Source organism: Pseudomonas sp. Eth.TT006 (genome assembly GCF_054456575.1).
Genome location: NZ_JBTJEN010000004.1, coordinates 300,307 through 312,762, shown reverse-complemented (window position 1 = coordinate 312,762; position 12,456 = coordinate 300,307). Strand labels below are relative to the sequence as shown.

Annotated in this window: 12 protein-coding genes and 2 pseudogenes; 5 read left to right on the top strand and 9 right to left on the bottom strand. The window is 58.3% G+C overall.

From position 1 onward, the window contains the following. Positions 1 to 9 precede the first annotated feature (9 nt). On the top strand, positions 10 to 282 hold the full coding sequence (locus tag ACXR0M_RS09180; RefSeq protein WP_458831594.1) for a DUF2160 domain-containing protein: 273 nt from the start codon (positions 10 to 12) through the stop codon (positions 280 to 282). A 47-nt stretch (positions 283 to 329) separates the two neighbouring features. Beyond that, positions 330 to 2,072 carry an ABC transporter substrate-binding protein gene (locus tag ACXR0M_RS09175; RefSeq protein WP_458831593.1) on the top strand — a complete coding sequence of 581 codons (1,743 nt, stop codon included), beginning with the start codon at positions 330 to 332 and terminating at the stop codon, positions 2,070 to 2,072. 78 nt (positions 2,073 to 2,150) lie between these two features. Here the strand turns inward: ACXR0M_RS09175 and ACXR0M_RS09170 are convergent, their stop codons facing one another. The 4 genes from ACXR0M_RS09170 to ACXR0M_RS09155 all read right to left on the bottom strand — a co-directional run bounded on the left by ACXR0M_RS09170 (position 2,151) and on the right by ACXR0M_RS09155 (position 5,402). Continuing rightward, the gene (locus ACXR0M_RS09170) at positions 2,151 to 3,026 is read right to left on the bottom strand and encodes an alpha/beta fold hydrolase (RefSeq protein ID WP_458831592.1); all 876 of its coding nucleotides are present in this window, start codon (positions 3,024 to 3,026) and stop codon (positions 2,151 to 2,153) included. Continuing rightward, positions 3,020 to 3,970, bottom strand: coding sequence for a class I SAM-dependent methyltransferase (locus ACXR0M_RS09165; protein ID WP_458831591.1), 951 nt, complete (start codon positions 3,968 to 3,970; stop codon positions 3,020 to 3,022). The genes ACXR0M_RS09170 and ACXR0M_RS09165 overlap by 7 nt, the downstream gene beginning before the upstream one ends. Continuing rightward, entirely contained in the window at positions 3,967 to 5,202 is a 1,236-nt protein-coding gene (locus ACXR0M_RS09160; RefSeq protein WP_458831590.1) for a YcaO-like family protein, read from the bottom strand. Before ACXR0M_RS09160 ends, ACXR0M_RS09165 begins: the two co-directional genes overlap by 4 nt. Positions 5,203 to 5,273: 71 nt before the next feature. Next, on the bottom strand, positions 5,274 to 5,402 hold the full coding sequence (locus ACXR0M_RS09155) for a hypothetical protein (protein ID WP_458831589.1): 129 nt from the start codon (positions 5,400 to 5,402) through the stop codon (positions 5,274 to 5,276). 394 nt (positions 5,403 to 5,796) lie between these two features. Here ACXR0M_RS09155 and ACXR0M_RS09150 point away from each other — a divergent pair. From ACXR0M_RS09150 to ACXR0M_RS09140, 3 genes and pseudogenes are all read left to right on the top strand, one after another. Continuing rightward, positions 5,797 to 6,076, top strand: a pseudogene (locus ACXR0M_RS09150) (DUF2790 domain-containing protein). Positions 6,077 to 6,231: 155 nt separating this feature from the next. Next, entirely contained in the window at positions 6,232 to 6,600 is a 369-nt protein-coding gene (locus tag ACXR0M_RS09145; protein WP_458831588.1) for a thioredoxin family protein, read from the top strand. Between the two features lie 469 nt (positions 6,601 to 7,069). After that, complete coding sequence (locus ACXR0M_RS09140; protein WP_458831587.1) at positions 7,070 to 7,450, top strand: DUF6124 family protein; 381 nt, start codon at positions 7,070 to 7,072, stop codon at positions 7,448 to 7,450. Between the two features lie 191 nt (positions 7,451 to 7,641). Here the strand turns inward: ACXR0M_RS09140 and ACXR0M_RS09135 are convergent. The 5 genes and pseudogenes from ACXR0M_RS09135 to nuoM all read right to left on the bottom strand — a co-directional run. Further along, positions 7,642 to 8,091: pseudogene (locus tag ACXR0M_RS09135) on the bottom strand (OprD family outer membrane porin); the annotation flags it as partial. A gap of 100 nt (positions 8,092 to 8,191) precedes the next feature. Beyond that, the gene (locus ACXR0M_RS09130; protein ID WP_027614657.1) at positions 8,192 to 8,506 is read right to left on the bottom strand and encodes a helix-turn-helix domain-containing protein; all 315 of its coding nucleotides are present in this window, start codon (positions 8,504 to 8,506) and stop codon (positions 8,192 to 8,194) included. Then, positions 8,496 to 8,846 carry a toxin gene (locus tag ACXR0M_RS09125; RefSeq protein ID WP_458831586.1) on the bottom strand — a complete coding sequence of 117 codons (351 nt, stop codon included), beginning with the start codon at positions 8,844 to 8,846 and terminating at the stop codon, positions 8,496 to 8,498. Before ACXR0M_RS09125 ends, ACXR0M_RS09130 begins: the two co-directional genes overlap by 11 nt. A 579-nt stretch (positions 8,847 to 9,425) precedes the next feature. Then, positions 9,426 to 10,889, bottom strand: a complete 1,464-nt coding sequence (nuoN, locus tag ACXR0M_RS09120; protein WP_458831585.1) for an NADH-quinone oxidoreductase subunit NuoN — start codon at positions 10,887 to 10,889, stop codon at positions 9,426 to 9,428. Positions 10,890 to 10,896: 7 nt separating this feature from the next. Further along, positions 10,897 to 12,429, bottom strand: a complete 1,533-nt coding sequence (gene nuoM / locus ACXR0M_RS09115) for an NADH-quinone oxidoreductase subunit M (protein WP_458831584.1) — start codon at positions 12,427 to 12,429, stop codon at positions 10,897 to 10,899. Positions 12,430 to 12,456: the final 27 nt, after the last annotated feature.

Sequence of the window (12,456 nt, the reverse complement as noted above, 5' to 3'; positions counted from 1 at the left end):
GAACGCATGATGGAATGGATGAGCTGGACCACCCCCACAGCGGGGTTCTTTATCGCCATCGGCCTGGTGCTGGTGGGCATGACCACTTGGGAATTGCGCTCGCCGAGCATTCTGCGGCGCGGATTTCTGCCGATTGCCACCACCCGTGGTGATCGCTTGTTTATCGGTCTTCTCGGCAGCGCCTACCTGCATCTGCTGGTAATCGGCGCCACCGAATGGAGCATCTGGGTAGCGTCCGCGCTGTCTCTGGTGTGGCTGTTGGTTGTGATGCGCTGGGGCTAGCCGGGTCGCTCGGCAATCGTGCTCCGTAACTCAAACTGGAGGTCTCTATGTTCGACAAAAACAATAAGCTGCGACATAGCATTTCATTGGCAGCCTTGCTGGCACTCAGCGGTTTGAGCGCATCTGCCTGGGCCGATGCCTACGAGGACGCGGCGAAAAAGTGGATCGGCAGCGAATTCAAGCCGTCGACCCTGACGGCGGATCAGCAGCTCGAAGAATTGAAGTGGTTCATCAAGGCCGCCGAGCCGTTTCGCGGCATGGAAATCAAAGTGGTTTCCGAGACCCTGACCACCCACGAATACGAGTCGAAGGTGCTGGCCAAGGCCTTCACCGAAATCACCGGGATCAAGCTTACCCATGACCTGCTGCAGGAAGGCGACGTGGTCGAGAAGATGCAAACGGTGATGCAGTCGGACAAGAACATCTACGACGGCTGGGTCAACGACTCGGACTTGATCGGTACGCACTTTCGTTACGGCAAGACCGAATCCCTTACCGACCTGATGGCCAACGAAGGCAAGAACTTCACCTCGCCGACCCTCGATCTCAAGGACTTTATCGGCACCTCGTTCACCACCGCACCGGACGGCAAGCTCTATCAACTGCCCGACCAGCAGTTCGCCAATCTGTACTGGTTCCGCGCCGACTGGTTCGAGCGGCCAGACCTGAAAGCCAGGTTCAAGGAGAAGTACGGTTATGAATTGGGCGTGCCGGTGAACTGGTCGGCTTATGAAGACATCGCGCAATTCTTCAGCGAAGACGTCAAGGAAATCGACGGCAAGCGCGTCTACGGGCACATGGACTACGGCAAGAAAGACCCGTCGCTGGGCTGGCGATTCACCGATGCCTGGTTCTCCATGGCCGGCGGCGGCGACAAGGGTCTGCCCAATGGCTTGCCGGTGGACGAGTGGGGGATTCGCGTCGAGGACTGCCACCCGGTCGGCTCCAGCGTGACCCGTGGCGGCGACACCAATGGCCCGGCCGCGGTGTTCGCCACCACCAAATACGTCGACTGGCTGAAAAAGTACGCGCCACCGGAAGCGGCCGGCATGACCTTCTCCGAGTCCGGCCCGGTGCCGTCGCAGGGCAACATCGCCCAGCAGATCTTCTGGTACACCGCGTTCACCGCCGACATGACCAAACCGGGCCTGCCGGTGGTCAACGCCGACGGCACGCCGAAATGGCGCATGGCGCCGTCGCCGCGCGGGCCGTATTGGGAGGAGGGCATGAAGCTCGGTTATCAGGACGTGGGTTCGTGGACGTTCATGAAATCCACGCCTGAGAAACAGAAACTCGCGGCGTGGCTGTACGCTCAGTTCGTCACCTCGAAAACCGTGTCGCTGAAGAAAACCATCGTCGGCCTGACGCCGATTCGCGAGTCGGACATCAACTCGCAGGCGATGACCGATCTGGCGCCTAAACTCGGTGGTCTGGTGGAGTTCTACCGCAGCCCGGCCCGCGTGCAATGGACCCCGACCGGGACCAACGTGCCGGACTATCCGCGTCTGGCGCAACTGTGGTGGAGCCACATCGCCGAAGCGGCCAGCGGCGAGAAGACTCCGCAACAGGCGCTGGACGGCCTGGCCAAGGATCAGGACGCGATCATGACCCGCCTCGAACGCTCCAAGGCCCAGGCGGTGTGCGCACCGAAGATGAACCCGGAACGTGACGCGCAATACTGGTTTGATCAGCCGGGCGCACCGAAACCGAAACTGGCCAACGAGAAGCCGAAGGGCGAGACCGTGAGCTACAACGAACTGCTGAAGTCGTGGGCGGATGCGCGCAAGTGATCATGCAGCGCTGAATGTGAACGGCACCTTTGGGTGCCGTTTTCTTTGCCGTCTTCAGCGCCGTTGCAGCGCGCAGGTTCATGTGTCTTCAGTCTTCCGGTCCCGCAGCAAAGCGCCCCGCACGCATTTCAGTACACCCGGTTCAAAGGCGTTATGCCCGGCCTGCAGCAATCGACAATCCACATCGGTACGCTGGCGTAACCAGCGTACGCTGGCCATCCCCCAGTCATCGCGAATGCCCTGGATCAACAGGGTGTTGGCATCGAGCGTCAGTTGTTCATCGGCGGCGCTGAAGAAATAGCGATGCCAGTGGTAGTGCAGTTCCAGATGGATCGCGTCGATGGCATCGTCATCGACAAATTTTTCCAGGTGCTCCGCGCGCATCGATTGGCCGTTCAGGTGCAGGCAGGCGAGCAACCATTGTTTCGCCGCCCGGCGGCATTGCTCGCGGTCGCCGTGGTTGAGTGTCTGGTAGAGATCCTGCGCGTTCGCGCCAGGGCTGCCATTGTCCTGAGCAATCAGTGCTTTGCTCAGGCGCGCATCGTAATCGGCGTGATTGGCGGCGAAAGGCACGAACAGTGAAACCAGTGTGGTGTTCAGCAACCGCTGCGGGTATCGGTGCTGGTACTGGATCGCCAGCCAGCTGCCCCAGGAAACTCCCAGCACGCTGACGCGCTCGAAACCGAAATACTGGCGCAAGGCGTCGATGTCCTCGACGCATTGCCAGGTGCTGTTGCTGGCTCGATCGCCCCGGGGAATAGACCGACCACAACCGCGCTGGTCGAACAGAATGATCTCGAAATGACCCTCATCGAAAAAATCCAGATGATGCCGGCTGATGCGCCCACCGGGGCCGCCATGCAGGAACAACACCGGTTCACCGCCGGCCGTACCATGCCGTTGCCAATAAAGCTGATGACCGTCGCTGGTCGGGAAGTAGCCGTTGCTCAGCATGGCTCCAGCCTGCGCAGTCGGTAGAACTGAAACAGTTCGTTATGGTCAGTGCGGGCCGCCGTGCTGGACAGCAGCTGCAGCTTCAACGCTTGCGCCTCGAACGGTACAGCCGGCAGCACCGGCGTGTGGCCGAACAGCAGAATGGTTCCTTGCGGTCTGACCCGGGCTGCCATGTCGCGCAATAGCTGTGCTGCCTCTTCGCGGGTCATCACTTCGGCGTTCAGAAAACGCAGAATCAACACATCGCACGGCGTTGCGTCTGCTGCCGTGTCGCGAGCATCCGCCAGACTGAAGCGCACGGTGGAGGCGCGATGCCGGTGCCGTGCATGTTCGATCATCGATGCCGAACGATCTGACCCCAGGCACACGCAATCCGGCAGCGCCTGCGCCAGAGTGGCGATGAACTCACCGGTTGAACAGGCCGGGTCGTGAATGACCATGCCTGGCTGCGAGAACGTCTTGATCAGGTCCGCGCAATATTCACGCAAGTGCTGCTCGTCAGCATTCAACTGGTCGGCGAACGCCGCGTCACACTGCCAGTATTCGGCTGGGCAGACAAACTCCCGACCCTGTTCATCCATGGCCGGAAAAGGGAAATACAGCTCGCTGTCCGTGCTTGCCTGTGCGCGTTGAAAGGCGGCTTGCTGTTGCTGCGCAGACACCGCGCGAAAGTCCACCAGCAGGCCCTGATCGCCCCAATGCCATTGAAGCAGCGGCCCGAGCAGCATCCACGGTTTCAGCGCACTGCTGAGGTGCCAGCCATCCGGTTCGCGATGCTGGAGGATTTTGCGGCCGACCCAGTCGCCGTCGTTCAGGCGCAATATAAACAGATGGTGCAGTCCCGGACCTCTGGGCTCGATGAAACGATCCAGTTCCCCGGGGGCTGTGGTGCGCGTGACAAACGTTCGCGCAAGCTGATGTTCTCGACGCAACGCCGGACTCATGCCATCACCTCCGGGCGTTGTTGCAGCAGGCGACCCCGCGCCTGCGGGACCACGACGTTGCCGCTGAGCACGACAAAAAAACGTTCCAGCCCGGGAATGACCACGTTGACCAGTGTCGTGCCCAGAGCGGTCTGATGCAGCAGGGTTACGCCCAAGGTGCGCCCGTGTCGTTGCAGATCGGTTGCCAGTCGTTCGATTTGCCGGGCCAGGGGCTGCTCCGGACACGCCTCGGGAAGTGTCACACGCTGCTGTTCGCGAAGGGCAAGCAGCGTGCACAGATCGAAGCGCAAGCAACGCAGCAGTCGGGGGAACGGGGCGAGGAGTCGCTGCGCATTACTGCGGTAATGCCGGGCTTGCGCTGTGGCGGCGATGTGTTGCAGTTGCACCAGTTCGGTCAGTGCGCGTCTGGCCGCGTGGCGCGGGCTGATCGAGCACCCGCTGCCAAACACCTGTGGCTGTTCACCCGGACGCAGGGCGAACGCCAGAAAGGTGCGCGGGAGAAATTCGCTGCTGATGTCGAGCAGTACGACCTCCGCGCCGGTTTCTGCCTCGGCGTTCAGCCATAGCTGACCCAGTTCGTCGTGCGCCGGCAATCGATCGACCCGGCGCAGGGCGGTGGTGTTCTGGTAATAAAAGTGTTCAAGCAGAAACAGTGACAAGGCATCGCGCTCGATACTTTCGTTGATGGCGTGCAGCAGTGCTTCGTTATAACTGGCGCCGATGGCAGTGCCACTGTTCGAGGCGTAACGCTTCAGTGCCTTGTAGTCGGCACTGTCCTGGGCGAAGGTCGCTTCTGAATAGTTGGGCGAAGATAAAATGACCGGATACAGAAAGGTGCTGTTATCACAGATATTGGTGTAAGTTCGGCAAGCGGTCAGGGCATTGTTCTGTTCAATCAGCGGCGCAAGGACAGAATCATCTTTGAATAAATGCGATGCGCAAAAATAAGCGGGCGACAGGTGTTGAATGTCTTGAGTGCCGATATATGCACTCAGGTAATGTTCCAGCGCTTCGTAGAGCGCGCCTACCTGCGCCTCGACCAGCTCACCTTTGCCAGCGCCGTGACCCGGAGTTTGCTGGTCGGCGGACAGCAGAGACACCTGCACCGCAACAAGCTTTCGACCCAAAACCCGTTGTCCGGGCTGCAGGTTCAGGTTGTCCAGCTCAGCGTGAATACGTTGATGCGCCTGCTCAAGGCTGAGTTCTCGTTCGGCGCTCGGGAAACTGTTCATGGTTCGCTCCGATGAAAGCAACGTTATCAATGATGCCTGTGGGAGCCCGAAGGCTCCCACAGGTGCCGGAATCAAACAGCTTCGACTTCGGCCTGTTCAACTTCAGTCAGTTGCAGTTCTTCAATGTGTTCCGCGGTGGGAACTTCATGTTCTTCCAGCTCGACAACTTTATTGGTGTTGAAACCTACGAGGTAACCCATGGTAGTGACTCCTTGTTGTTTGAATGTTTGTGCTCGATCAAGCACGGAGCCACTGTATGAGTTTAAAAGTGGTGGGTCAAAAATTACCGAAAGTGTCAGTTTATGGAGTTTCAGGATTGGAAAAACGTACACATTAATCTGCGGTTGACGGTTTTATATCCTGATTAAAGGCGTTCTTTAACGGCTCGATAGAATGCCGCCATCGATTTTTCTTCAAGCGGTGTGGGAAATTTCATCCAGAATAGTAGGCCAGTTTTGTCGATCAGAATTATTCGGGTATTTAGCAGATTGAATGAAGAGACTTTTCCTACGGAATTTGGACAAGATCAGTGATTGTGCTCAGGATCGGCAGCAGCAGAGTCTGTTGCAGGACCACCGTTATCGGGAAAAGCCCATGGCCGAAGGCAGCGGTGACCGCACGTTGGAGCGCGCCTTCAGCGCCAAAGCCAAAGCCAAGCCATGGAGTAATATGCCGCCAACCAGGGCAAGGTAGCGCCAGTGGTGAAGGCTACGAATACGGGATGAAGCTGGACGTGGTGAAAATCGTCAGCGTGGTGAAGCCACAGTCAGCGTGCGCGGTGGTGCCGATAGCCATTACTTGGGAGGATTCGCAAGGGCAGTTCAATACGCTCAGGTACAGCGCGGCGGGGGTGTGCCGCAATAGCGGTGGTTAAATACCGCGGTGCAAGCCTGCATTGGGATCACGATTGATTCGACGGCATATCGTTACACCGTGCAGAGAAGCTTTTGGCATAGATAACCCTCCAATTTAGCCTAAAGAACTGTCAACTTTGACAGTTGCGTCAATGAGCGATGGCATCAAAAGTAGTTGGGTAAATACGTTCACTCACCACCGAGGAGAGGCAAGACAATTAACGGTCCAATACAGAAATGCGACGACTACAATTTTGAAGATGAAGTGTTGCATAACGCCACTGCTACATTGGTTATGTTCTCAGCCACGTGGAACGTCCTGAGTAAGACCCTGGCGCCAATGTTCGACAAAGCTGCTTCCGAGTACTCAGGCAATGCGAGATTTGCCAAGGTGAATGTAGATGAAGCACCTGCGTTAGTGACGAAATTTAAAGTCATAATCATACCTACAGTGCTTTTATTCAAAGGTGGAGCTGTTGTGGCGACATTGGTGGGGGTCTCTTCCAAGGAACGATTGATTGCCGTGCTCGATGCGAATATTTAGTGCCCAGGCGTGACGACTTTGTAGGAGCTGCCGTAGGCTGCGATCTTTTGACCTTGATCTTAAAAAGCAAAATCAAAAGCTCGCAGCCTGCGGCCGCTCCTACAGGGGCTTGGTTGCAAAAGCACGATCTGTATTTAGATTCGGAATGTTTAAAATCTGAGTGGGAAATGCTGAACCTTCCCACAATGTTTTCAGGTTGTCCGTCGGACGTCCGCTCTCTAGCCTGTGTGGGTCGCTGCCAAATCAGCGATCGGGATTGGAACCCTCGGCTTAACTGACGCAAAACGCACCGTTCATGACGTATGCTTGCGCACTTTAATGTGTGCACTCCGTTATGGCGGCTGTGCGCGGGAGACTTCGAGTCTGTCGGGTTTTGCTCAGTTGCCCGGGTTCCAACCTGCGTACAGCTGCCACCCTTTCGCGTGGAACCGAAAGGACCAGCTCCACCGTCAAGCTGAGTAAAAACATCATGAAAAAACCAACCCCCAATCCTCCCGAAGCAGATGCTGTTTTAGACCCCGCCCCAACATCCCCCTACGCGTCGGTCGACACCCGCAAGCTCCACGAAGCCGCCGAACGCGCCCTCGATTTCTACCTCAACCCCGCACCGTCAGTCATGGCCGCACCTTACACCGCCAACGCGCTGTTCCTGGTCAACCCCGACGCCGACACCGAATCCCTGCTGGTCAACGCCTGCGAATCCCTGGCCTCGGCCACGGTGATGCTCGGCGACTTCGCCGCGTTGCTGGAAGGCACACATAGCAAGACCCTGCTGGGGATTGCGCAAGTCGTCATGCTTGGCGAACTGGCGGTGAACAAGGCATTGGATAACGTCGATCCCACCGCCTAACCCTTGTAGGAGCTGCCGAAGGCTGCGATCTTTTGATCTTTAAAATCACAGTCAAAAGATCGCAGCCTTCGGCAGCTCCTACAGGATTGAGCTTAAGGACGAAAAAAGGGCGCCCCGAAGGGCGCCAAAAAATTCACCTCTGACCAAAGGAGCAAAACGCTTCTAAAGGTGAATGGTATTGCTCGGGAAACTCAGAGAATCGCCAGCGGATACTCGACAATCACCCGCACTTCATCCAGATCCGACTCGAACGCCGTGGCGCGTGTCGTCGCCTGGCGCAAACGCAAGGACAGGTCTTTCAGCGAGCCGCTCTGCACCACGTATTTGACTTCGATATCGCGCTCCCAACGCTTCTGGTCGGTCAACGGATTGCCGTCGGCATCACGGCGCATGTACACCGCGTTGGCATTGGAGTAGTCGGCATCGGTACCGCGTGCGTAACGTGTCATGAACGACAGACCGGGTACGCCGTGAGTGCTCATGTCGAGGTCATAGCGCACCATCCACGAACGTTCTTTCGGCGAATTGAAGTCGCTGTACTGGATCGAGTTATCGAGGAAGATCGAGTCCGACTGGCGCAGGTAGTCGACGCCGTCGTTGCCGTTGTTGCGCTGGTGGGAGAGGGCGACGGGCAAGGGGCCCGTCGGCATCGGTCGCCGGGTGACATCGTTGCAAGCTGCGGTAACGCCAAGGTGATGGGGGAATTACCATTTGGTCATGTGGGGGAGTGAAGGGCCTGTGTCAGGTCAGGGCTGCGAGTTGTTCGATCGTTTGTGGAAAACGCTCGACCAGACGGATCAGGGTTGTGGCCTGAGCATTGGGCGTCGCTCGTCCTTGCTCCCAGTTTTCGAGCGTCCGCGTATTGGTGCGCAGATACATCGCGAATACTGACCGGGAAAGATTAAGTTGCTGACGGATGGCTATTACTTCTTCTGCGGTGATCGGCATCAGTTTTGGCAGTTGAACCTTGTGGGTGCGCAAGGTGATTTTGCCTTGGCGTTCATCGGCCAGTGCTTCCAGGCCATCCATCAGTTCGGAAAAAATGTCACGTTTCATGGTGGGTTCTCGCATTGAGTTCTCTATCCAGCGTTTGTCTGAAAAGTTTTTTCTGGGCAGGCGTCAGATCGTCCTGCGCGTTTTTGCTGTACACGGTAAAGAGCCAGAACTGATCGAAACCTGACCACCAGTAATAAATCACTCGTAATCCGCTGCGTTTACCTTTCCCTCTTCGTTGGTCGCTAAAGCGAATCTTACGCAGCCCGCCTGTGTCCTCGATGAGATCGCCCGCTTGCGGATTTTTCAGCAACTCCAGTTGAAAGCTGCGAAACAGATCGTCATCCAGATAGTCGTCTCTGTGCTTCTGAAACACAGGCAATTCGATAAATAGAGCGTCCATGTTCTGTACGTTACCTACGTATAGTGTTGTCTCGATAATCGAATCGGTCAAGGCCTCCTGGCCTTGCTTTTCGTCCCTTTTTCAACGGTAGACGCCGGTCGTAAAAACACCTGTAGGACGAATCGGCGAGTGTGGTGAGAGCGTTCGATTGATAGGGAGGAGACTTCACAACTGACGTGTCGGAACAATCCTGCAGCAGCGTCAGCGCCGAATGGCGACAGCGGCAGGGTGCCAGATGATGAGGAAGTTGAATGTGCCGACGCCTTCGCGGGCAAGCCGCGCTCCCACAGTGGTTCGTGGTGGCCGCAGAATTTGTGCATGACACACAACCTGTAGGAGTGAGCCTGCTCGCGATAGCGGTGTGTCAGGCACTGAAGAGGGTGGTTGTGCCGACGCCATCGCGAGCAGGCTCGCTCCCACAGTGATCCAGTGTGGTGGCAGACCTTGTGGACACCATCGAAACTTGTGGGAGCCGGGCTTGCCCGCGATTAGGCCAGCGTAAGCGCTCGAGATATTGAATCCGGCAAAAACAAAAACGGCACCCGAAGGTGCCGTTTCCGTTTGTAGCCAGCCGATCAATCAGCCCGCCAGACCCGCCTGCTGAACCAGCGTCAGCAATGGTTGCGGGTACACGCCGAGGAAGAACGCGACCAGGGCGATCGCCAGCAGCATCACACCGCCGGCCTTCTGTTCCCAGTGCAGCTGGGCGTCGTGGCGACGCAGGTTTGGCTCGATCAGGTACAGGGTGACCATCACGCGCAGGTAGTAGAACACGCCGATGGCGCTACCCAGAACCAGAGAACCCACCAGCCACCATTGGTGCGACTCGACGCCGGTAGCGATGATGTAGAACTTGCCGATGAAACCTGCAGTCAGTGGGATACCCGCCAGCGACAGCATCATCACGGTCAGTACCGCGGTCAGGTACGGACGACGCCAGAACAGGCCGCGGTACTCATACAGCGCATCGGCGTCACGACCGTTGTACGGCGAGGACATCAGGGTGATCACGCCGAACGCGCCGAGGCTGGTGATCACATAAGTCACCAGATACACGCCGATGGCTTCCACCGCCAGACCCTTGCTCGCCACCAGCGCAATCAGCAGGTAACCGAAGTGCGCAATGGACGAGTAACCGAGCAGACGCTTGAGGTTGCTCTGGGTCAGGGCCAGCAGGTTACCGAACAGGATCGAGGCGACGGCGATCACGCTCAGGACGTCGCTCAGCACGCCACTGCTCGCGGCAGGGGAGATCTGGAACAGACGCACCATCACCGCAAACACCGCAACTTTCGACGCGGTAGCGAGGAACGCCGCCACCGGTGCCGGAGCACCTTCGTAGACGTCCGGCGTCCACAGGTGGAACGGAACCAGCGACAGCTTGAACGCCAGACCGATCAGCATCATGCCCAGACCCAACTGCGCCAGCGAGCTCGGCAGACCGGTTGCAGCCAGCGCCTGACCGATACCGTTTAAGCTCAGGGTGCCGGCGTCAGCGTAGAGCAGGGCCATACCGAACAACAGGAACGCGGAACCGGCAGCCGACAGCACCATGTACTTGATGCCGGCTTCCAGCGAACGCTTGTTGAAGAAGGCGTAAGCCACCAGACCGTAAACCGGTACCGACAGCAGTTCCAGACCGATGAACAACCCGGCCAGGTGCTGCGCGCTGACCAGGACCAGGCCACCGGCAGCGGCCATCAGGATCAGCAGGTACAGTTCTTCACGGTTGCCCGGGTAACCCGAACCGCCATCGCCGAGGTAGGCGTGGGCGAGGGTCACACAGGCGAGGGTGGCGACCAGGATCAGCGCCATGTACAGGCAGGCGAAAGAGTCGATCTGCAGCAATGGGGTCACGGCCAGAGGCGCGACTTTCAGGGCTGGCAGGATCGACAGAAGGGCCAGGTTCAGACCGGCGACCGAGATCAGGAAGGTCTGCGAGTGGTTGCGGCGCCAGGCGATCGCCAGCATCACCACGACAATGGTGAGGCTGGTGATCAACAGAGGCGCAAGCGCAATAAAGTGTTGAATCGTGAATTCCATAGCGCTCTTACCGGGCCGAAGCGAGTTGAGAGAAGGCGGTGCCGAGCCACTGCTGCACGCCATGCATCGTGGCGGCGGAAGTGTCGAGGAACGGTTGCGGATACACGCCGAGGTAAACCAGCAGCACCGCAAGGCCCAGCACCATGATCAGTTCGCGACCGTCCATGCCGTGCAGGATCGAATCCGATTTCGCCGGACCGAAGTACGCACGGTGGATCATGATCAGCGAGTAGACCGAACCGAACACCAGACCGGAGGTGGCAATCGCGGTGATCCATGGCGCGCTGGCGAAGCTGCCGATCAGGATCAGGAACTCGCCGACGAAGTTGCCGGTGCCCGGCAGACCCAGCGACGCGGCGGCAAAGAACAGGCTGATTGCCGGCAGGTACGCGATACGCGACCACAGACCGCCCATCTCGCGCATGTCACGGGTGTGCAGACGCTCGTACAGCTGACCGCTGAGGATAAACAGTGCCGCGGCCGACAGACCGTGCGCCAGCATCTGGATCACTGCACCTTGCAGCGCCAGTTGGCTGCCGGAGTAGATGCCGATCAACACGAAGCCCATGTGGGAAACGGAAGAGAAGGCGATCAGACGCTTGATGTCGGTTTGTGCGAACGCCAGGAACGCACCGTAGAAGATCCCGATCAGACCGAGGGTCATGGCGATCGGCGCGAACTCGGCCGAGGCATTCGGGAACAGCGGCAGGGCGAAACGCAGCAGACCGTAGGCGGCAGTTTTCAGCAGGATACCGGCGAGGTCGACGGAACCGGCAGTCGGTGCCTGGGCGTGGGCATCCGGCAGCCACGAGTGGAACGGCACCACTGGCAGCTTGACCGCGAAGGCGATGAAGAAGCCGAGCATCAGGATGTACTCGGTGGTCATCGACATCTTGGTCTTCAACAGGTCGGCGTAGTTGAAGGTAATCACGCCGGTGTTGTTGAAGTTGACCAGCACCAGACCGAGGATCGCCACCAGCATGATCAGGCCGGAAGCCTGAGTGAAGATGAAGAACTTGGTCGCGGCGTAGATCCGGGTTTTCTTGCCGTCCGAAGAACTGTGACCCCAGAGCGCGATGAGGAAGTACATCGGCACCAGCATCATTTCCCAGAAGAAGAAGAACATGAACAGGTCGAGGGCGAGGAACACGCCGACCACGCCGCCCAGGATCCACATCAGGTTCAGGTGGAAGAAGCCGACGTGACGTTGAATCTCTTTCCACGAGCAGAGTACCGAGAGGATACCCAGCAGACCGGTCAGCAGAATCATCAACAGCGACAGGCCGTCGAGGGCCAGGTGCACGTTGATGCCGAAGCGCTGGATCCAGACATGCTTGAACTCAAGCGCCCAGGTCGGATCGGCGCCAGGCGCCGGTGCAAATGAATAGTCACCGTGGGCCCACAGCCAGAGGCCGAGCGCGAGTTCCAGGGACATGGTCAACAGCGCAATCCAGCGGGGGAGGGTGGCGCCGAAGCGCTCACCCATCCAGCACAGCAGGCCGCCGATGAAGGGGATCAGGATTAGCCAGGGCAGAATCATGACGGGCTCGTTTCCTTTCGCAAATTC